Origin of the sequence: Streptomyces sp. TSRI0107 (assembly GCF_001905845.1) — a bacterium.
GTDB lineage: Bacteria > Actinomycetota > Actinomycetes > Streptomycetales > Streptomycetaceae > Streptomyces.
The window spans coordinates 123,241-143,281 of record NZ_LIVZ01000010.1; the positions used below are offsets into that span (position 1 = coordinate 123,241).

18 protein-coding genes and 1 pseudogene are annotated in these 20,041 nt (G+C 73.3%); 9 read left to right on the plus strand and 10 right to left on the minus strand.

Annotated elements, in window-relative coordinates; all coding sequences use genetic code 11:
• Nucleotide 1: 1 nt before the first annotated feature.
• Together AMK31_RS26425 and AMK31_RS41095 are read right to left on the minus strand one after the other, a co-directional pair.
• Nucleotides 2-1,609, minus strand: a complete 1,608-nt coding sequence (locus AMK31_RS26425) for an ABC transporter permease (protein WP_073943156.1) — start codon at nt 1,607-1,609, stop codon at nt 2-4.
• A complete protein-coding gene (locus AMK31_RS41095) occupies nt 1,606-2,511 on the minus strand; it encodes an ABC transporter ATP-binding protein (protein WP_073943157.1) in 906 nt (301 codons plus the stop codon). The genes AMK31_RS26425 and AMK31_RS41095 overlap by 4 nt, the downstream gene beginning before the upstream one ends.
• A 104-nt stretch (nt 2,512-2,615) precedes the next feature.
• Between AMK31_RS41095 and AMK31_RS41100 the strand changes: the two genes are divergently transcribed.
• Nucleotides 2,616-3,104 carry a GbsR/MarR family transcriptional regulator gene (locus AMK31_RS41100; protein ID WP_198948575.1) on the plus strand — a complete coding sequence of 163 codons (489 nt, stop codon included), beginning with the start codon at nt 2,616-2,618 and terminating at the stop codon, nt 3,102-3,104.
• 36 nt (nt 3,105-3,140) lie between these two features.
• On the opposite strand, the gene AMK31_RS26440 is transcribed toward AMK31_RS41100, so the two are convergent.
• Nucleotides 3,141-4,022, minus strand: a complete 882-nt coding sequence (locus tag AMK31_RS26440) for a diacylglycerol kinase (protein WP_073943158.1) — start codon at nt 4,020-4,022, stop codon at nt 3,141-3,143.
• A 186-nt stretch (nt 4,023-4,208) separates the two neighbouring features.
• Between AMK31_RS26440 and AMK31_RS26445 the strand changes: the two genes are divergently transcribed.
• Nucleotides 4,209-5,492, plus strand: a complete 1,284-nt coding sequence (locus tag AMK31_RS26445; protein ID WP_073943159.1) for an adenylosuccinate synthase — start codon at nt 4,209-4,211, stop codon at nt 5,490-5,492.
• A gap of 39 nt (nt 5,493-5,531) precedes the next feature.
• Here the strand turns inward: AMK31_RS26445 and AMK31_RS26450 are convergent, their stop codons facing one another.
• From AMK31_RS26450 to AMK31_RS26460, 3 genes are all read right to left on the minus strand, one after another.
• Nucleotides 5,532-6,683: a YncE family protein gene (locus AMK31_RS26450; protein WP_073943160.1), complete on the minus strand. Its 1,152-nt coding sequence runs from the start codon at nt 6,681-6,683 to the stop codon at nt 5,532-5,534.
• Nucleotides 6,680-7,276 (minus strand): ankyrin repeat domain-containing protein, encoded by a 597-nt coding sequence (locus AMK31_RS42180; protein WP_073943161.1) that lies wholly within the window; start codon nt 7,274-7,276, stop codon nt 6,680-6,682. The genes AMK31_RS26450 and AMK31_RS42180 overlap by 4 nt, the downstream gene beginning before the upstream one ends.
• 105 nt (nt 7,277-7,381) lie before the next feature.
• Nucleotides 7,382-7,948, minus strand: coding sequence for a GlcG/HbpS family heme-binding protein (locus tag AMK31_RS26460; protein WP_073943359.1), 567 nt, complete (start codon nt 7,946-7,948; stop codon nt 7,382-7,384).
• Nucleotides 7,949-8,195: 247 nt separating this feature from the next.
• Between AMK31_RS26460 and AMK31_RS26465 the strand changes: the two genes are divergently transcribed.
• Nucleotides 8,196-10,178, plus strand: a complete 1,983-nt coding sequence (locus AMK31_RS26465) for a flavin monoamine oxidase family protein (protein WP_073943162.1) — start codon at nt 8,196-8,198, stop codon at nt 10,176-10,178.
• Nucleotide 10,179: 1 nt separating this feature from the next.
• Here the strand turns inward: AMK31_RS26465 and AMK31_RS26470 are convergent, their stop codons facing one another.
• From AMK31_RS26470 to AMK31_RS26480, 3 genes are all read right to left on the minus strand, one after another.
• Nucleotides 10,180-10,830 (minus strand): hypothetical protein, encoded by a 651-nt coding sequence (locus AMK31_RS26470; protein ID WP_073943163.1) that lies wholly within the window; start codon nt 10,828-10,830, stop codon nt 10,180-10,182.
• 103 nt (nt 10,831-10,933) lie between these two features.
• The gene (locus tag AMK31_RS26475; RefSeq protein WP_073943164.1) at nt 10,934-11,635 is read right to left on the minus strand and encodes a GntR family transcriptional regulator; all 702 of its coding nucleotides are present in this window, start codon (nt 11,633-11,635) and stop codon (nt 10,934-10,936) included.
• A 113-nt stretch (nt 11,636-11,748) separates the two neighbouring features.
• Complete coding sequence (locus AMK31_RS26480; protein ID WP_073943165.1) at nt 11,749-13,107, minus strand: aspartate aminotransferase family protein; 1,359 nt, start codon at nt 13,105-13,107, stop codon at nt 11,749-11,751.
• A 165-nt stretch (nt 13,108-13,272) separates the two neighbouring features.
• On the opposite strand from AMK31_RS26480, the gene AMK31_RS26485 reads away from it, so the two are divergent.
• The 3 genes and pseudogenes from AMK31_RS26485 to AMK31_RS26495 form a co-directional block, all read left to right on the plus strand.
• Nucleotides 13,273-13,878, plus strand: a complete 606-nt coding sequence (locus AMK31_RS26485; RefSeq protein WP_073943166.1) for a type 1 glutamine amidotransferase family protein — start codon at nt 13,273-13,275, stop codon at nt 13,876-13,878.
• Nucleotides 13,875-14,351, plus strand: coding sequence for a MarR family winged helix-turn-helix transcriptional regulator (locus tag AMK31_RS26490; RefSeq protein ID WP_073943167.1), 477 nt, complete (start codon nt 13,875-13,877; stop codon nt 14,349-14,351). Before AMK31_RS26485 ends, AMK31_RS26490 begins: the two co-directional genes overlap by 4 nt.
• 74 nt (nt 14,352-14,425) lie before the next feature.
• Nucleotides 14,426-15,826: pseudogene (locus tag AMK31_RS26495) on the plus strand (serine/threonine-protein kinase); the annotation flags it as partial.
• A 1,478-nt stretch (nt 15,827-17,304) separates the two neighbouring features.
• Here AMK31_RS26495 and AMK31_RS26500 read toward each other — a convergent pair.
• Nucleotides 17,305-18,051: an SLATT domain-containing protein gene (locus AMK31_RS26500; protein WP_073943168.1), complete on the minus strand. Its 747-nt coding sequence runs from the start codon at nt 18,049-18,051 to the stop codon at nt 17,305-17,307.
• A 222-nt stretch (nt 18,052-18,273) separates the two neighbouring features.
• On the opposite strand from AMK31_RS26500, the gene AMK31_RS26505 reads away from it, so the two are divergent.
• The 3 genes from AMK31_RS26505 to AMK31_RS26515 all read left to right on the plus strand — a co-directional run bounded on the left by AMK31_RS26505 (nt 18,274) and on the right by AMK31_RS26515 (nt 19,952).
• On the plus strand, nt 18,274-18,615 hold the full coding sequence (locus AMK31_RS26505) for a YbaB/EbfC family nucleoid-associated protein (protein WP_073943169.1): 342 nt from the start codon (nt 18,274-18,276) through the stop codon (nt 18,613-18,615).
• 88 nt (nt 18,616-18,703) lie between these two features.
• The gene (recR, locus tag AMK31_RS26510) at nt 18,704-19,303 is read left to right on the plus strand and encodes a recombination mediator RecR (RefSeq protein WP_043502778.1); all 600 of its coding nucleotides are present in this window, start codon (nt 18,704-18,706) and stop codon (nt 19,301-19,303) included.
• Nucleotides 19,296-19,952, plus strand: a complete 657-nt coding sequence (locus AMK31_RS26515) for a DUF5063 domain-containing protein (RefSeq protein WP_073943170.1) — start codon at nt 19,296-19,298, stop codon at nt 19,950-19,952. The genes recR and AMK31_RS26515 overlap by 8 nt, the downstream gene beginning before the upstream one ends.
• Nucleotides 19,953-20,041 lie beyond the last annotated feature (89 nt).

Consider the following 20,041-nt stretch of genomic DNA (forward strand, 5'->3'; position numbering starts at 1 on the left):
ATCAGCCGGTGAGCAGGTCCCGCCGTCGCAGGCCCGCCAGCCCCGCCGTCACCAGGGCTGCCGCCAGGGCGGTGAGGACCAGCACCGGCGTCCACTCCATCGTCCCGCCCGGCAGCTTCGGCAGATGCCCGAAGGGGGAGAGGTCCAGGACGGCCCGCGGTACGTCCAGGGCGGGGCCGATCCAGCCGATCAGCAGGACGGCCCCGGCGACCGCCCAGGCCGCCGTCGCGGCTCGCGGCAGCAGCCCGTGGAGCAGTACCGCGACGCCGCCGATCACCCACACCGCGGGCACCTGTGCCAGGCAGGCGCCGAGGACGGGCCCGGCCTCCTTGCCGTAGCCGACGGCGAAGCCGAGGCCGGCCAGCAGCATGATCAGGACCGTGCCGCCGAACGCCACCGCCAGATGGCCGGCGGCCCAGCGCAGCCGTCCCACGGCGTTCGCCAGTACCGGTTCGGCCCTGCCGGAGGTCTCCTCGCCGTGCAGCCGCAGCACCGACGCGACGATGTGCAGGGCGGCGACCAGTCCGAGCATCCCGATCATCGCCGAGAGGAACGCGTCGGTCAGCCCGGCCTGTCCGCCCATCCGCTCGATGATCCGCCGGGCGTTGTCGTTCTCGCCGACCAGGTCGGCCGCGCCCTCCGTCATCCCGCCGTACACCGTCCCGGCAAGCAGGAAGCCGGTGCTCCAGCCGAGCACGCCGCCCCGCTGCAGCCGCCAGGCCAGCGCGCCCACGCTGCCCAGCCGACCGGTGGCCGGTCCCGGCCGGGCCGGCAGGAAGCTCATGCCGATGTCCCGGCGTCCGGCGAGTTCGTAGGCGACCACGCCCTGGAGGAGCGCGGCGCCCGCGAGGAGCAGCAGCACCCACCAGCGTTCTCCGGCGTAGGGGCGGAGGTTCTCCAGCCAGCCGATGGGGGACAGCCAGGTCAGCAGGGACGAGCCGTCGTCGGTCGCCGAGTCGCCGGCCGCGCGCAGGACGAACGCGGTGCCCAGCACGGCCGCCGTCAGGCCGCGGGCCAGCCGGGCGCTCTCGGTGAGCTGGGCGACGATCGCCGCGAGCGTCGCGAACACCATGCCGAGCCCGGCGACACCGAGCCCGAAGGCCAGTGCCCCGGTGCCGCCCTGCCCGGCCAGCCCGGCGGCGATCAGCGCGCCGAGGAGGGCGTTGGCGACGGCGGCGGTGAGCAGGGCCGCGGTCAGCGGGGCGCGGCGGCCGACCATCGCCGAGGCGATCAGCTCCTGGCGGCCGCTCTCCTCCTCTTCGCGGGTGTGCCGGACGACGAGGAGGAGGCTCATCACGGCGGCGAGCGCCCCCGCGTACACGCCGACGCGCCAGACCGTCAGGGCGCCGTAGGAGTCGTCGAGGACGGGGCCGACCATCGCGCGCAGGGAGGCGTTGGTCTCCATCTGGCGGACGAGGTCGGCGCGTTCGGCCGCGGTGCCGTACAGGCTTTTGATGGTGTTCGGCATGGACAGCACCATCAGGGCGTTGACGCCGACCCAGAGCGGGATGGTCGCCCGGTCGCGGCGCAGCGCGAAGCGCAGCAGGGTGCCGGTGCCGGCCAGCGGGCGCGCGCCGCCGGACCGTACGGCGAAGGCGGTGGCGGTCACCGGGCCGCCTCCCCGGCGAGGTCGTCCTGGTAGTGCCGCAGGAACAGCTCCTCCAGGGTGGGCGGCGTGGAGGTCAGCGAGCGCACGCCGGACTCGCTCAGCTGCCGCAGGACGGCGTCGAGTCTGTCGGTGTCGACCTGGAGCCGGACGCGCCGTCCCTGGACGTCCAGGTCGTGCACGCCGGGCAGCCGGGACAGGCCGTTCGGGGGTCCGGCCAGCTCGGCGGTGACGCTGGTGCGGGTGAGATGCCGCAGCTCGGCGAGCGATCCGCTCTCCACGGTCCGCCCCTTGCGGATGATGCTGACCCGGTCGCACAGCTCCTCGACCTCGCTGAGGATGTGGGAGGACAGCAGGATCGTCCGCCCGCGTTCCCGCTCCTCGGTCACACAGCGCTGGAAGACCTCCTCCATCAGCGGGTCGAGGCCCGAGGTCGGCTCGTCGAGGATCAGCAGGTCGACGTCGGAGGCGAAGGCGGCGACGAGGGCGACCTTCTGCCGGTTGCCCTTGGAGTAGGTCCGCCCCTTCTTGGTCGGGTCCAGTTCGAACCGCTCGATCAGCTCCGCGCGCCGCCGGGGGTCGAGGCCGCCGCGCAGCCGGCCGTAGAGGTCGATGACCTCGCCGCCGGAGAGGTTGCGCCAGAGGGTGACGTCGCCGGGGACGTAGGCGATACGGCGGTGCAGTTCGACGGCGTCCTTCCACGGGTCGCCGCCGAGCACCTGCGCGGCACCCGAGTCGGCGCGCAGCAGGCCGAGCAGGACGCGGATGGTGGTGGACTTGCCGGCTCCGTTGGGGCCGAGGAAGCCGTGCACCTCGCCGGACTCCACCGCGAGGTCGAGGCCGTCGAGGGCGTGGGTCCGGCCGAAGGACTTGTGCAGTCCGGAGACGGTGATGGCCTTGGTCATGGTTTGGAAGCTACGCTTCTTTCAGAAATTTGTGAAGTTAAGGAATCGTATAAATCCCAAGTAGACTCGCGGGCGGCGGCTCGACCTGGGGAGATGATCGGGGCATGGCGGAAGCGGAACGCGATCCGGAGACCGTCTCGCGGTTCGTGGAGAACTTCGCGGCGCAGCTCGTCGAGGCCGGCATGCCGCGCATGCCGGCCCGGGTCTTCGCGGCCCTGCTCGCCTCCGACGCCGGCGCCCTCACCTCCGCCGAACTCGGCGAGCGGCTGAAGATCTCACCCGCCGCGGTCTCCGGGGCGGTGCGCTACCTCTCCCAGGTGCACCTGCTGTCACGGGAGCGCGAACCGGGCTCGCGCCGGGAGCGGTACCGGGTGCACAGCGACCAGTGGTACGAGGCGCTGACCAACCGCGAGGCGATCATCAAGCGGTGGGAGGACGCCCTCCGCGACGGTGTCTCCAGCCTCGGCGCGGACACTCCGGCCGGGCGCAGGCTCGCCGAGACGCTGGCCTTCTTCGAGTTCGTCGAGAAGGACGTCGAGGGCATGATGGAGCGCTGGCGCGCCCACCGCCGGAAGCTCTTCGGAACGGACTAGAACGCACGGCCACGACGGCCACGACGGTTACGACGGTTACGACGGCTTGGGCAGGGTCAGCGCCAGTCCGCCCTCCCGGACCGTCCACGTCCGCCGCCGCACCGGCCCCGACACCAGCGCGTCCGCCCGGTAGCGGAAGTCCGCCCCGGACACGGTCACCCGGTGCCCGTCCGCCCGCAGCGGCGTGGCGGCGGCGCCGACCGACAGCGGCCGCACCTCCACGGTGACCGCGCCGGAGCCGCCGGGCGTCACCGTCACCGCCTCCACCGGCTGGCCGAGATCCACCAGCGTCTCCCCGTCGACCTCCACCCGCAGCCGGGCGGGCCCCGAGGCGGCGCTCGGCACGGAGGCGGCGGTCACCCGCGTCGTACGCGTCGGCACCAGCGTCCGGACCAGCGACTGGCAGGTCCGCAGCCACGGCCGCCCCACCGCGGTGGCCCCGGCCGGCGGCTCCGGCCCGGCGGGCAGCGGCGGAATGCCCACCGTGCCGACCACCACGCCGTCACTGTCGTCGACGAGCAGGTCCAGCCGCCGCTCGCAGCCCTCCAGGACGGCCCGTGCCGCCGCCACGGCGCTCGTCGGCACCCCGAGGGACCGGGCCAGCGACAGCACCCCGGAACCGGCCCCGACGGGCACCATGGACAGCACACATCCGGCCAGCTCCCGCTGCCGGTGCAAAAGGGACACGGCCCGGACCAGCGCGTGGTCGTCACCGACCACGACCGGTCGGCGGGAACCGCGCCGGGCGAGCATCCGGGCGAATTCCTCGGGGCCGTCCGGCAGGCACACCTTGGTGGCTGCACCCGCGCTGAGCACGTCTTTCGCGATTCGCGCCGACTCCGAGTCCACTCGCCTGGCGACCGGATCGATGATCACCAACAGTTGCTCGGACGTCGCGGAAGTCGCCACCTCGGTCATGCCTCGCTTCCTCGGGTAGCATCTTTGTGCAAGAGCCCCTTGCGCTATTGCGCCAGGGGCTTCGTCTATTCCGGGGCATCCGGTCCGACGGGTTGCGGCCAACGAAGGTCGCCGGTGTACCACCCGCACACGCGTGGTGTACACCCCTGACCTTGGACATGCCCCGCCCGGAAGGGGTGTACGCGCGTGCCCGCACTTGTGCTGCTCGGTGCTCAGTGGGGTGACGAAGGCAAGGGAAAGGCGACGGACCTGCTGGGCGGATCCGTCGACTATGTGGTGCGCTACCAGGGCGGCAACAACGCCGGCCACACGGTAGTCGTGGGTGACCAGAAGTACGCCCTCCACCTGCTCCCTTCCGGAATCCTGTCCCCCGGCTGCACGCCGGTCATCGGTAACGGCGTCGTCGTCGACCCGTCGGTCCTGCTCTCCGAGCTGAGCGGGCTGAACGAGCGAGGCGTTGACACGTCCAAGCTCCTGATCAGCGGCAACGCGCACATCATCACGCCGTACAACGTCACCGTCGACAAGGTGACGGAACGCTTCCTCGGAAAGCGCAAGATCGGCACCACCGGCCGCGGCATCGGCCCGACCTACGCGGACAAGATCAACCGCGTGGGCATCCGGGTCCAGGACCTGTACGACGAGTCGATCCTCCAGCAGAAGGTGGAGGCGGCGCTCGACGTCAAGAACCAGCTGCTGACCAAGCTCTACAACCGCCGCGCCATCGCCGTGGACCAGGTCGTCGAGGAGCTGCTGGGCTACGCCGAGCAGATCAAGCCGTACGTCGCCGACACGGTGCTGATCCTGAACAAGGCGCTGGACGACGACAAGGTCGTCCTGTTCGAGGGCGGCCAGGGCACCCTCCTGGACATCGACCACGGCACGTACCCGTTCGTGACCTCGTCGAACCCGACCGCGGGCGGCGCCTGCACCGGCGCCGGCGTGGGCCCGACCCGGATCAGCCGGGTCATCGGCATCCTCAAGGCGTACACGACCCGGGTCGGCGCGGGCCCGTTCCCGACCGAGCTGTTCGACGAGGACGGCGAGGCGCTGCGCCGGATCGGCGGCGAGCGGGGCGTGACCACCGGCCGTGACCGCCGCTGCGGCTGGTTCGACGCGGTGATCGCCCGCTACGCGACCCGGGTCAACGGCCTGACCGACTTCTTCCTCACCAAGCTCGACGTGCTCACCGGCTGGGAGCAGATCCCGGTCTGCGTCGCCTACGAGATCGACGGCAAGCGCGTCGAGGAGCTGCCGTACTCGCAGTCGGACTTCCACCACGCGAAGCCGGTCTACGAGACGCTGCCGGGCTGGTCCGAGGACATCACCAAGGCCAAGTCGTTCTCCGACCTGCCGAAGAACGCCCAGAACTACGTCAAGGCGCTGGAGGAGATGTCCGGCGCCCCGATCTCCGCGATCGGCGTGGGCCCGGGCCGGGACGAGACGATCGAGATCAACTCGTTCATCTGATCCCGCCGGGCATCGGCTGCCGCCGGGCATCGTCGTGCGTCACAGCACGGCGATGCCCAGCGGCCTCTCACCCGCCGCGAGCCGGCGGGTTTCGTGTGTCTCCAGGTCGACGACGGTGATGCCGTCCCAGTGACCGTCGCGGGTGAATCCGCCGGTGACGTAGGCGGTGCGGCCGTCCGCCGAGACCGTGACGTCCTCGTGGGGGCCGTCGAGGGGGACGACGGTCTCGGCGCCGTCGGGGGCGCGCACGGTCAGGGACGGGCCGTCGTCCGACGACGGGTCGATCGGGCCGGTGCCGACGACGAGGAGGGTGCCGTCGGGGGTGATCGCGGCGCCGTGCTGGTGGGTGTTCGCGGACATGTCCTCGATCGTCGAGCGCCCGGTGGCCGGGTCGAGGACGACCAGCCGCTCGCCCTCGAACGGCAGCAGCAGACGGCCGTCGGAGGGCCGTACGGCCGCGTAGTGCGGCTTCAGCCAGGAGCCGAGGCCGCCCTCGGTGCCGTAGGGGGCGACCTCCATGCGGCGGGGGGCGCCGTCGCCCTCGGTGGGGACGGCGGTGACGTCGAAGGAGTCGTGGCCGGTGGCGTACACCTCGCGGCCGTCGGGGGAGACGTCCACGTCGAAGGGGCGGCGGCCGACCGGCGCGGTGTCCGTGACCTCGCGGGTGGCGGTGTCGATGGTCTCCAGCGTGCCGTCGCCGGACGGGACGTTCACGCCCACGTACACGTGTCTCTCGTCGGGGGCGAGCGCGATGCCCATGCCGCCGCCCCGGTACTCGCCGTCCGTGACGGGACCCAGGTTCCTCGTCCGGTAGGGGACGAGACCGAGGCGGGCACGGGTGCGGGTGTCGACGACGGCGACGCCCTCGGCCGTGGCGACCCAGGCCCGGCCCCGCCCGTCCACCACCAGCCCGTAGGGGGCGGTGCCGACCCGTACGGAGTCCAGCGGACCCTTCTCGGGGTCGACGAAGCTCACGGTGTCGGAGCCGAAGTCGGCGACGAGGAGGGTGCCGTCGGGGAGCGGCCCGGAGGACGCGGGGGAAGCAGCCGGGGAAGCGGTCGGCGTCGGGGAGGCGGACGCCGCCGGGCGGGCCCCGCTGTCCCCGATGCCCCCGGCACCCCCGGTGCAGCCCGCGCACAGCGACACGGCCGCCGTCAGGGCCGCGCCCACGGCCAGGGCCGCCCGCCTCACCGTACGGCCCTCAGCAGTCCCGCGATCTCGGTGAACCCGCGCCGTTCGGCGTGCTCCAGGGCGGTGACGCCGTCGCCGTCGGGCAGGCCGGGTGTGGCCCCGGCGGTGATCAGGAGTTCCACGATCTCCTGGTGGGCGCGGTCCCCGTGGCCGAGGATCACCGCCTCCAGCAGCGCGGTCCAGCCGAGGCGGTTGACGTGGTCGACGTCGATGCCGGTCTCGCGCAGCACGGCACGGACGTAGGCGACGTGGCCGCGCTCGGCGGCGGGGATGAGCGAGACGCCGCCGAAGCGGTTGACCTGCTTCAGGTCCGGGCCCGCCGGGAGCAGGGTGCGCATCATCGGGACGCTGCCGGTGACACCGGTGACCAGCCACGGGCTGTCCGCCCGGTCGTCGGCGGCGTTCACGTCGGCGCCCGCGGCGACCAGCACCTCGGCGGTGGCCACGTGGTCGCCGAGGGCGGCCAGCAGCAGGGGCGTGCGGCGGTGGGCGTCGCGGGCCTCCGGGTCGGCGCCGGCGGCGAGCGCGGCGCGGACGGCGTCGGTGTCGCCCGCCTCGGCGGCGGTCAGCAGGGCACGGTCGGCGGAGGTCATGGGGGTGCTCCTGGGGCGGATCGGGGAGAACAGCCGGCGGCGCACGCCACGGGGGGTCGCGTGCGCCGCCGGGGTCCGGAGGGACGTGGTCCTCAAGGTGTCACGTCAGCGGGTCAGCGCCGCCACGCCGGCCCGCGCGTACTTCTCGTCCAGGTCGCCGGAGGGGGCGCCCGCGACACCGATGCCCGCGATAGGCGCGCCCTTGGCGGTGACCGGGGCGCCGCCGCCGAGGAACAGGGTGCCGGGGATGTCCTTCAGGTTGGGGGCCTGCTCCAGGCGCTTCACCAGCTCGGAGGTGGGGGCGTTCCAGGAGACGGCGGTGAAGGCCTTGCGCTCGGCGGACTCGTAGGACTGCGGGCCGGCGCCGTCGCCGCGCAGGGTGACGATGGTGTTGCCGTTGCGGTCGACGACGGCGACGGAGACGCGCTGGCCGTCCTTCTCGGCGGCGTCCAGCGTGGCCTGGGCGGCCTCGGTCGCGGCGTCGACGGTGAGGTGGGTGGACTGGACGAGGTCGGGGTTCTTCACGTCGGCCCGCACGGCGGCCGGGGCGCCCTGGGCCGGGGAGTCGGCGTTGGCGGCGACGGCGCCGAAGGTGCCGAGGGCGACGGCGGCGACGAGGGTGCCGCCGGTGATGACACGGGCGCGCTTCGAGATCTTCTTGTGCTGCTGCATGTCCTCCATGCTGGTGCCGCGAAGGGGCCCGGCCCGTCGGTGTTCCGGCTGCCTCCGGCGGCCGCAACGGGTGAGGGGACTGTCAGCCGAACGGTTGACCCCGGCGGGCCCCGAGGCGGGGTAGGGGCGTCCGCCCGGCGCGCGGGGGCGCGGGCCCGCGCCCCCGCGCGCCGGTGCGCTTGCACGATCAGGTGAGGGAGGGGCCGGTGCGCCTCGCGGGCCGGGTGGCGCCCCGTATCCAGAGACCATGGATGATCTCCAGGACGACCGCACGTCCTTCTCCCGCCGCCGCTTCACGACCGCCGCCGCGGTCACCACCCCCGCCCTGCTCGGTCTGACCGCCCAGACCGCCGCGGCGGCTCCCGCCGTCGCGCCCGGCGCGCCCACTGCGGCCCCCGCGGCCCCGCGTTCCACCGCCGACTGGGACACCTGCCTCGCGGTGGCCCGGGCGTTACTGCTGGTCGACGAGGACGACCGGCCGCTGGTGCCGGAGTACAAGCGCGTCCTCGAATCCGGGCTGCCGAAGGGCCGCGGCGGGACGAAGGAGATCCTGGTGATCGGCGCCGGGCCCGCCGGGCTCGTCGCCGCCTGGCTGCTGAAGCGGGCCGGGCACCGGGTCACCCTGATCGAGGCCAACGGCAACCGGGTCGGCGGCCGGATCAAGACCTTCCGCACCGGTGGGCACGAGAACGCGGCCCAGCCGTTCGCCGACCCCCTGCAGTACGCGGAGGCCGGTGCGATGCGCATCCCCGGCAGCCATCCCCTGGTGATGCAGCTCATCGACCAACTCGGCGTGAAGCGGCGCAGGTTCCACCTCGTCGACGTCGACGGCGAGGGCAAGCCCGTCAACAACAGCTGGCTCTACGTCAACGGCGTGCGGATGCGCCGGTCGGCGTACGCGCGGGCGCCGCGGCGGATCAACCGCTCGTTCGGGGTGCCGCGCGAGCTGTGGGACACGCCCTCGTCGACGATCCTGCGGCGCGCCCTGGACCCGGTACGGGACGAGTTCAGCACGGTGGGCGCGGACGGCAAGCGCGTCGACAAGCCGATGCCGGAGCGGGTGCGGGGCTGGGCCCGGGTGATCCAGAAGTACGGCGACTGGTCGATGTTCCGCTTCCTGACCGAGGAGGCCGGGTTCGACGAGCGCACCATCGATCTCGTCGGCACCCTGGAGAACCTGACGTCCCGGCTGCCGCTGTCCTTCGTGCACAGCTTCATCAGCCAGTCGCTGATCAGCCCGGACACCGAGTTCTGGGAGCTGGTCGGCGGCACCGCCGTGCTGCCGGACGCGCTGCTGGAGCGGGTGGACGACGTGCTGCGGCTCGACCGGCGCGCCACCCGGATCGAGTACCGCGACGAGGACGGGCCCCGGGTCGCGGTCGACACCGTGTCCGAGGGCCGCGACGGCAAGGTGGAACGCGAGCGGTTCACCGGCGACCTCGCGATCGTCACCGTGCCGTTCTCCGGTCTGCGCCAGGTGCAGATCAGCCCGCTGATGTCGTACGGCAAACGCCGTGCGGTCGCCGAACTGCACTACGACAGCGCGACGAAGGTGCTGCTCGAGTTCAGCCGCCGCTGGTGGGAGTTCGGCGAGGAGGAGTGGAGGAAGGAGCTGGACGCGGTGCGGCCCGGGCTGTACGAGCAGTACCGGTCCGGGAAGGCGCCCGACGACGGCAGTCTGCTCGGCGCCCACCCGTCCGTCCCGAAGGGCCACATCAGTGACGCCCAGCGCGCGCACTACGCCGCCAACCGCTGGGACACCCGGGAGCAGCCGGAGGCCGCGCGGGTCGTCGGCGGGGGATCGGTCGCCGACAACTCCAACCGGTTCCTGATCCACCCCTCCCACCCGGTCCCCGGCAGCGACGGCGGAGTCGTCCTCGCCTCCTACAGCTGGGCCGACGACGCCTCCCGCTGGGACTCCTTCGACGACGACGCCCGCTATCCGCACGCCCTGCGGGGACTGCAGCAGGTGTACGGCCAGCGGGTGGAGGTCTTCTACACCGGTGCCGGCCGCACCCAGAGCTGGCTGCGCGACCCGTACGCCTACGGGGAGGCCTCGGTGCTGCTGCCCGGCCAGCACACGGAACTGCTCCAGGCCATCCGGTCCGCCGAGGGCCCGCTGCACTTCGCGGGCGACCACACCTCCGTCAAGCCGTCCTGGATCGAGGGCGCACTCGAATCGGGGGTGCGGGCCGCGCTGGAGGCGCACCGGGCGTCGGCCGGCGCCTGACTCAGCTGAAGACGATCATCGACCCCTGCGCCAGGCTCCGCGTCGCCGCCGCGTGCAGCCCCAGCCAGACGTGCCGTTCCCGGGCGAACGGGCTGGGGTCGTACGGGGCCGGTACGGCGGGCTCCTCCAACTCCGTCGGCCCGAGCGGGGGTTGGGGGGCCGCCGGCGGGTTGGCGGGGTCGATGCCGATGGCCGGGGCGACGGACTCCAGCTCCCGCAGCAGGGCGTGGGAGGAGCCCAACGGGCCGCCGCCGGCGAGGAGTTCCTCGTTGGAGAGCGGGTGCGGGAAGTCGACCGGGACGTACGCGCCCGCGTGGTCGTAGTGCCAGACCAGGTGGGACTGCTGGGCGGTGGTCTCGAACATCTCCAGGAGCTGTTCGTAGTCGCCGCCCAGTTCGTCGACCGGGGTCACCGGCAGGCCGCAGACCTGCAACAGGTAGGCGCGGCGCAGGAAGTGCAGGGCGTCGTAGTCGAATCCGGCGACGGGGGCGACCTCACCGGACAGGCCCGGCATGTACTGGTACACCGGCACCGGCGGCAGCCCGGCCTCGGCGAGAGCCTTGTCGTATTGCGCGAGTTCCTCGGCGAAGGGGTTGTCCGGCGTGTGGCACAACACGTCGACGAGCGGGACCAGCCACAGGTCACAGGCCAAAAGAGGCTCCTCGGATACTACGCACGCACAGTGGTCAGGGAAGCGTAATGGGTGAGGACCGCACGGGTCCCCTCCCGTACCGGTCCCATACCCACAAGGGCCGTCAGCTGCCCGCGAGCCGCTCGATCAGCGCGACGGAGTGCGCGTTGTACGCGGCGATGATCGACCGCGCGGCGTCGGTGTCGCGCCGCACCAGGGCGTCCACCAGTTCGGTGTGCCCGGCCCACAGCCGCCCGCGCAGGTCGGTCAGCCGGCGCAGGTGCTGCACCGCGCACACCCAGGACTGCACCCGCAGCCGGTGCAGGAAGTCGGAGAGGTACGGGTTGCCGAACAGGCCGCTCAGCTCGCGCCAGAAGCGCAGGTCGTAGCCGATGAGCACGGTGAGGTCGCCGGCGGTGGCGGCCCGCTGGGCCTCCTCGCCGCGCCGGCGCACACCGGTGAGCGCGGCGGACGTGCGGGGGTCGTCGGGGTCGCGGAAGCCGCGGTGGCCCTCGCCGAGGGCCTGGAACATGCCGTCGGTGACCAGGCTGCGGGCCTCGACCAGGCCCCGGTAGTCGTCGAGGGAGTACTCGCGGACGTGGAAGCCGCGATGCTGGTCGGCCTCCAGCAGGCCCTGCGCGGACAGGTCGACCAGCGCCTCGCGGACCGGGGTCGCGGAGACGCCGTACTGGTCGGCGATCTCCTTGACGGTGAATTCCTGCCCGGGCTGGAGCCGTCCGGCCAGCACCTCGTCCCGCAGCGCGTCCGCGATCTGCTGCCGCAGGGTGCTTCGGGTCACAGCGCTGTTGCCGCTGATGCCGGGCATGGTGGGGGGACTCCCTTGTCGCGTTCGAGTGGTGTGCACAGGTGTGCCTGTGAGCACGTCACCTTACGCGGTCCCCCCACCGGGGGTAACCGGCTGCGCCGACGCGTACGCGGTTACGCCGTCACGTGCTCGTCCGCCACGGTGAGCGCCGCGTCCAGCGCCGCCAGGCCCTCCTTCAGCTCGGCCTCGGAGACGTTGCACGGCGGCACCACGTGGGTGCGGTTCATGTTGACGAACGGCCACACGCCGTGCGCCTTCGCGGCAGCGGCGAACGCGGCCATCGGGGCGTTCGCCTCCCCGGCCGCGTTGTACGGCACCAGCGGCTCCCGCGTCTCCCGGTTCTTGACCAGGTCCAGCGCCCAGAACATGCCGACGCCGCGCACCTCGCCGACGCTCGGGTGCCGCTCCGCCAGCTCGCGCAGCCCCGGCTCCACGACCTCCGCGCCGAGCCGCGCCGCGTGTTCGACGACGCCCTCCTCGGCCATGACGTTGATCGTCGCGACGGCGGCGGCGCAGGCGAGAGGGTGCCCGGAGTAGGTCAGGCCGCCCGGGTAGGGCCGCTTGGCGAAGGTCTCGGCGATCGCGCCGGAGATCGCCACACCGCCCAGCGGTACGTAGCCGCTGTTCACGCCCTTGGCGAAGGTCATCAGGTCCGGCGTGACGTCGAACAGGCCGGCCGCGAACCACTCGCCGGTCCGCCCGAAGCCCGCCATCACCTCGTCGAGGACGAACACGATCCCGTACTTGTCGCAGATCTCCCGCACCCCGGCGAGGTAACCGGCGGGCGGCACCATGATCCCGGCCGTGCCGGGGATGGTCTCCAGGATGATCGCGGCGACGGTCTGCGGCCCCTCGAAGGCGATCGTCGTCTCCAGGTGCTCCAGCGCCCGCGCGCACTCCTGCTCCTCGGTCTCGGCGTAGAAGCGGGAGCGGTAGAGGAAGGGCGCCCAGAAGTGCACGACTCCGGCGGTGCCGCTGTCGTTGGCCCAGCGGCGGGGGTCGCCGGTGACGTTGATCGCCTGCTGGGTGCCGCCGTGGTACGAGCGGTACGCCGAGAGCACCTTGGGGCGGCCCGTGTGCAGCCGGGCCATCCGCAGCGCGTGCTCGACGGCGTCGGCGCCGCCGTTGGTGAAGAAGATCTTGTCCAGGTCGCCCGGGGTGCGCTCGGCGATCAGCCGGGCCGCCTCCGACCGGGCCTCGACGGCGAACGCGGGCGCGAAGGTGGTCATCTTCGCGGCCTGCTCCTGGATCGCGGCGACGACCTTGGGGTGCTGGTAGCCGATGTTGGTGTAGACGAGGCCGCTGGTGAAGTCCAGGTAGCGCTTGCCGTCGTAGTCCCAGAAGTACGACCCCTCGGCGCCTGCGACGGCGAGCGGGTCGATGAGCTCCTGTGCGGACCAGGAGTGGAAGACGTGCGCGCGGTCGGCCGCCTTCACGGCGGCGCCGGCCTGGGGGTCGGGATGAGGGGTCATGCGGGCGAGCGTAAATGTCCGCGATGCGGACGCGGTATCGGCGTCCTGTCTGTGGTCAGGGGCTTTCCGCGACAGGTTGTCGACGGACGGAGGCCGCCGAGTGTTGACAGCATGCTGCCTAAATGACAGCCTACTGTCATAAGAGGAACCGCTGGAGGAGGAACCATGAGCCGCAAGCCCGTCCACCTCGCCGTCTACGACACCCTGGCCGACTGGGAGCCCGGTCACGCCACGGCCCACCTCGCCCGCGCCGGCCACGAGATCCGCACCGTCGGCCCCACCGCCGCCCCGGTCCGCACCCTCGGCGGCCTGCGCGTCCAGCCCGACCTCGCCCTGGACGACGTACGGCCCGAGGACAGCGCGCTGCTGATCCTGCCGGGCGCGGACCTCTGGGACACCGGTGACGACCTGGCCCCCTTCGCCCGCAAGGCACGCGAATTCCTCGCCGCGGGCGTCCCCGTCGCCGCGATCTGCGGCGCCACCGCCGGACTCGCCCGCGAGGGCCTGCTCGACGACCGCGCCCACACCAGCGCCGTCTCCTTCTACCTGGCCGCCACCGGCTACCGGGGCGGCGACAGGTACGTCGACGCCGACGCCGTCACCGACGGCGCGCTGATCACCGCCGGACCCACCGAACCCGTCGCCTTCGCCCGGGAGATCCTGCGGCTGCTCGGGGTGTACGAGGGCGAGGTGCTGGACGCCTGGTACCGGCTGTTCCACGACTCCGACGCGGCGGCCTACGCCGTGCTGGAGAAGGCGGGCGCGCTGTGAGCCGCGCCCGTCAGGACCTGTTCAGCCGGAGCGCGCTCGGGGTGTTCCGGCTGAACGGCCAGTTCCTCGCGGTCGCCGAGGAACTGGCCCGGCCCGCCGGACTGACCGCGGCCTGGTGGCAGGTGCTGGGCGCGGTGCTGCGCGAGCCGCTGCCGGTGGCCGGCATCGCCCGCGCCATGGGCATCACGCGGCAGAGCGTCCAGCGCATCGCCGACCTGCTGGTCGAACGCGGCCTCGCCGAGTACCGGCCCAACCCGGCCCACCGCCGCGCCAAGCTCCTCGCGCCGACCGAGGAGGGCCTCGCCGCGGTCGGCCGCATCGACCCCGGGCACGCGGAGTACGCCGACCGGCTCGCGCGGGCGCTCGGGGAAGCGGAACTCGCCGCCGCCGTGGAGGCGCTGGAACGCCTGTCGAAGGTGCTCGACGAACTGGGGCCGCCCGCTCGGCCGGCACCTCCTGTTACGGAACCGTAGACGGGGGCCCGCACGACTCCCCTGAGGGCCGCACTATCCTCGGCCTGTTGCTCACCTGGGGGGAGGCGGTGGGGATGGAAAGACTGGGGCCCGGGGACCCGCGGCACGTCGGGGCGTACCGGCTGCTGGGGAGGCTCGGCGCCGGTGGCATGGGACAGGTCTACCTGGCCCGGTCGGACCGGGGCCGGACCGTCGCCGTGAAACTGGTCCGCGGGGAACTGGCCGCGCGCGAGGAGTTCCGGGCGCGGTTCCGGCACGAGGTGCAGGCCGCGCGGCGGGTCGGCGGCCACTGGACGGCGCCCGTCCTCGACGCCGACACCGAGGCCACCGTGCCGTGGGTCGCCACCGGGTACGTCGCCGGACCCAGCCTCCAGCAGGTCGTCGGCCACGACCACGGGCCGCTGCCCGAACGCACGGTGCGCATCCTCGCCGCCGGGCTCGCGCACGCGCTCAAGGACATCCACGCCGCCGGGATCATCCACCGCGACCTCAAGCCGTCCAACGTCCTGCTGACCATCGACGGGCCGCGCGTCATCGACTTCGGGATCGCGCGCGCCCTGGAGACCGTCACCGACGGCGGGCTGACCAGCACCGGCGCGGTCATCGGCTCACCCGGCTTCATGGCGCCCGAGCAGGTGCGCGGGGACCGCGTCACCACCGCCTGCGACGTCTTCTGCCTGGGTTCCGTCCTCGCCTACGCCGCCACCGGCGCGCTTCCCTTCGGGGGCGCCGACAGCGGGGTGCACGCCCTGATGTTCCGCATCGCCCAGGAGGAACCCGACCTGGAGCGGGTCCCCGAGGGCATCGCCGACCTCGTCCGCGACTGCCTGCGCAAGGACCCCGCCGCCCGCCCTTCTCTCGACGACGTCCTGCGGCAGACCGGCGCGGACGACACCGTCGCCGACGGCCGCGCCCTCGACCCCTGGCTGCCGAGCGCCCTGGTGGCCCAACTCGGCCGGCACGCGGTACGACTCCTGGACACGGAGAACCCGGAGGCACCGACACCGACGAACCCGACGGACCCGTCCGCGCCCCCGGCCCGGACGGCGTCCCCGGAACACGGGACGACGGTGGATGAGGCGGGTACGCCGGGGGGTGGGAACGGGGCCGGTGGTTTCGGTGGCTCGGGCGGTCGCAGCGGCCAGGACGGGCCCGCTGGCTCGGGTGGTCCGGGTGCTCCCGGCGTCTCGGGCGTTCCGGGTGCCCCCGGTGGTCCGGGTGCTCCGAGCGTCTCGGGTGGGTCGGGTGGTCCCGGTGCTCCCGGTGCTCCCGGTGCTCCGGGTGCTCCGGGTGCTCCGGGTGCTCCGGGTGGTCCGGGTGGTCCGGGTGGTCCGGGCGCTCCCGGTGTCTCGGGCGTTCCGGGTGCCCTTGGCGGTCCCGGTGCTCCCGGCGTCTCGGGTGGGCCGGGTGGTCCCGGTGGTTCGGGTGCTCCGGGCGTTCCCGGCGTCTCGGGTATTCCGGGTGCCCCCGGCGGTCCGGGTGCTCCGGGCGTCTCGGGTGCTCCCGGCACTCCGGGCGCTCCCGGCGTCTCGGGTGCTCCCGGTGTTCCCGCTGGTCCTGGCGCTCCCGGCGTCTCGGGTGTTCCCAGTGCTCCAAGTGCTTCCGGTGGGCTGGGTGGCCTGGGTGCTCCGGGTGTTCCGGGCGTCTCGGGCGCTCCGGGCGCCCCGGGTGGCCTGGGTGCTCCGGGCGCCCCGGGTGCGCCGGGTGTTCCGGGTGCCCCGAGCGGTCCCGGCGCCTCGGGCGGCCCGGGTGTTCCGGGTGGCCCGGGTGAGCCAGGACGTCACGGTGTCCCGGGCGGTCACGCCGGACCGGGTGCGGTCGCGCCGGGATCCGGCAGCCCGGGTCCGGCTGCGCCGCTGAACAACCTCCCGACGGTCACCGCCGGTCAGCCCGTGCCCCCGGGCACGCCCCCGCCGAGCTACCCGGCATCGCCGGGAACCCCGCCGTCCGGTCACCCGGCATCGCCGGGAACCCCGCCGTCCGGTCACCCGGCATCGCCGGGAACCCCGCCGCCCGGTCACCCGGCGACCCCACCGCCGACCCACCAGCCCGCACCGGGAACCCCACCACCCGCCCACCCGGCCCCGCAGCCGCCCGCTCACCCCGCCGACGGTGTCCCGCCGGTCCCCGGCGTCCCCCATGGGCATCCGCAGCACGGCTACGGCTTCCCCGCGCCGGGGCACGGCCCGGCGGGCGGTTCGGTGCAGCCGGCGTACGGCGGCGGCTACGTGCAGCCGCCCGGTCCGTCGTACGGCTATCCCCAGGCGCCCGGCCAGGCATACCCGCCACCGCTTCCCAACCCCTACGGCGACCGAGCCGCGCCCCCCGGCTCGACCCCGTCGTACACGCCGACGCCGTACACCCCGCCCCAGGAACCACCCCGCAGGAACGGCCGTGCCACCGCGCTGCTCATAGCCGTGGCGGTGGTCGTCGCGCTGGGGGCGGGGGGTTCGGTGTACGCCCTGATGAACGGGGACGACGACCCCGAGGCGTCCCCGTCGCCCACCCCGAGCCGGTCCTCCTCCGCCGCCCCGACCACCCCGGGCCCGACGAGCTCCGGCCCGGTCACGCCGTCCCCGTCCGCCTCCACCGAGCAGGACGGCGCGATACCGACGGAGTACCTGGGCACCTGGGCGACCACCATCGACAACGCGGACGGCACGCACACCCGCCGCCTCACCATCCAGCAGGGCGAGCCGGGCGACACGGTCCTGTCGCTCACCGCCGAGGGCGCCGACTACCGCTGCGTCTTCGAGGCGGAACTGAGCGAGGAGCCCGGCCCGGACGGCCCGCTGCGGATCGGCCCGTCCACGGTGACGGTCGGCGAGCCGCCCACGTCCTGCACGCCCGGAGGCGCCACGGAGATCACCCTCGTCTCGGCGGACGCGCTCCAGCGCATCAACACGAGCACGGGGGAGAAGCTGACGTACACCCGGCAGTGAAGCCCCTGCTGTCAGCGTGGCTCGGGCGGCCGCTGCCGGGGCATGTTCGGCCGGGCGGGACCGGGCGGCATCGGGAACCGCCCGTGCACACCGGCCGGGTCCACGCGCGGCCCGGCCGAGACCGCCGACTGGATGCCCAGCGGCGCGGACCCGGTGCGGAACTCCACCATCCAGTCGGCGGTCTCGGTACGCACCAGCTCGGTCACGTCCTCGCAGAACCGCCGCAGCACCCCCAGGCACCGCTCGGCCGCCTCGCTCGCCGTCCCCTCGGCCGGGCCCAGCACCTCGCGCACGCTCTCCGACGCCCAGTCGAACTGCAACGCCTGCAACCTGCGCTGGACGGCCTGCGCGGTGGCCACGTCCCTTATCCACCCCGAGGTGACCCCGAAGAACCGGTCGACGCCCACGCACGCCACGGCCAGCATCAGCGCCAGGTACCCCCAGGGGGCGACCCCGCCCACCACGCCGGTCAGATCCAGCAGCGGCAGCGCGGCCCCCAGCACCGCCCCGGCCGCCGCGCCACCGCGAAGTGCCCGCGCCCCGCGCCGCTTCCACACCCGGTCGGCGAGATACCAGGCCGCCGTGTCGAGGGCGCCGCGTTCCACCCAGCGGAACAGTTCGTCCAGGCGCTGGGCGGGCTCGGCCCAGTCGCCGAGCGGGAACGCCCGCCCGGTCAGATCGCCCGGCCGCAGCCCGGCCGCCCCCTCGCCCCGCCCGTCCTGAGGCGGCCTCTCGGGCTGCATCTCCGGCTGACCCACCCGGCACTCCCTATGGACGAGATGGACGTTGACGTGCGGGACCCTTCCTACCGCCCAATGGGTGGCGAAGGTGAGCCTTTCATCGCTTTTCCGCCCGGAAGAGGGTCTTGGTCAGGTATAGGCCACCGTGACAACTCACTCGAAAGAGTGCTGGGGCGTTGCCCGCACGGACCACGTAGGCTCGTGCCAGGCGGAAAACACATACGAAAGCAGGAGCTGATCGTGATTCCCGGTGGTGGCCAGCCCAACATGCAGCAGCTGCTCCAGCAGGCCCAGAAGATGCAGCAGGATCTGGCCCGCGCCCAGGAGGAACTGGCGAACACGGAGGTCGACGGGCAGGCGGGCGGCGGCCTGGTCAAGGCCACGGTCACCGGCGCCGGCGTGCTGCGCGGCCTGGTCATCGACCCGAAGGCGGTGGACCCCGAGGACACCGAGACGCTGGCCGACCTGATCGTCGCGGCCGTCGCCGCGGCCAACGAGAACGCGCAGTCCCTCCAGCAGCAGAAGCTCGGCCCGCTCGCCCAGGGGCTGGGCGGCGGCGGCATCCCGGGCCTGCCCTTCTGACCTTTCCGATCCCCGTCCTGCCTTTCGAAGACAGGCACGGGCCCTCTACCGTACGTACTGAAGGCACCCCAGGAAGGACGGCAGTCCGTTGTACGAAGGCGTGGTCCAGGACCTCATCGACGAGCTGGGCAGGCTGCCCGGCGTCGGTCCGAAGAGCGCCCAGCGGATCGCCTTCCACGTCCTCCAGGCGGAGCCGACGGACGTACGCCGTCTCGCCCAGGCCCTGCTGGAAGTGAAGGCGAAGGTCCGCTTCTGCGCGGTGTGCGGGAACGTCGCGCAGGAGGAGCAGTGCGCGATCTGCCGTGACCCGCGACGCGACCCGTCGGTCATCTGCGTCGTGGAGGAGCCGAAGGACGTCGTGGCGATCGAGCGCACCCGCGAGTTCCGCGGCCGCTACCACGTCCTGGGCGGGGCGATCAGCCCGATCGAGGGTGTGGGCCCGGACGACCTGCGTATACGAGAACTTCTCGCGCGGTTGGCCGACGGGACGGTCACGGAGCTGATCCTGGCCACCGACCCGAATCTGGAGGGTGAGGCCACCGCCACGTACCTCGCCCGGATGATCAAGCCCATGGGCCTCAAGGTCACCCGCCTGGCCAGCGGCCTCCCGGTGGGCGGTGACCTGGAATACGCGGACGAGGTGACCCTCGGCCGCGCCTTCGAGGGGAGACGACTCCTAGATGTCTGACGCCACGCTGCACTCCACGACGCAGGACCCGGACGACTTCGCGGTCCAGATCGCGGACCAGATCGCAAGCTTCCTGGTAGCCGTCACGGAGGTCGCGAAGGGCGACGAGCCCGACTCGGCGGTCCCGTTCCTCCTCCTGGAGGTCTCCCAGCTGCTGCTCGCCGGCGGCCGCCTCGGCGCGCACGAGGACATCGTCCCCGACGAGCGCTACGAGCCGGACCCGGGCCCGGAGCCGGACGTGGACGAGCTCCGCGAGAACCTGGCCCGCCTGCTGGAGCCGATCGACGTCTACTCCGAGGTCTTCGACCCCTACGAGCCCCGCAAGGCCCCGGTCCCGGCCCGTATCTCGGACGACCTCACCGACGTCATCACCGACCTGCGCCACGGCATGGCCCACTACCGCGCGGGCCGCACCACGGAAGCCCTGTGGTGGTGGCAGTTCTCGTACTTCTCCAACTGGGGCGGCACGGCGTCGGCCACCCTGCGGGCCCTCCAGTCGGTGGTAGCCCACGTCCGCCTGAACCAGCCCCTGGAGGAACTGGACGGCCTGGACACCGACCAGAGCCTCGGCGACGAGACGCTGGAGTTCGAGGCCGGAAAGGTGATGCAGCAGGAGATCGCCGGGCCGCTGGGCCTGCGCGTCCAGTAGCGCCCGGCGGCCGACGCCCGTGCGTGGGGCCTCGTGGTGTGTGTGGGGAGCGAGGCTCTGTCGCTTGGATCAGCCCGGCTGTGAGGGAC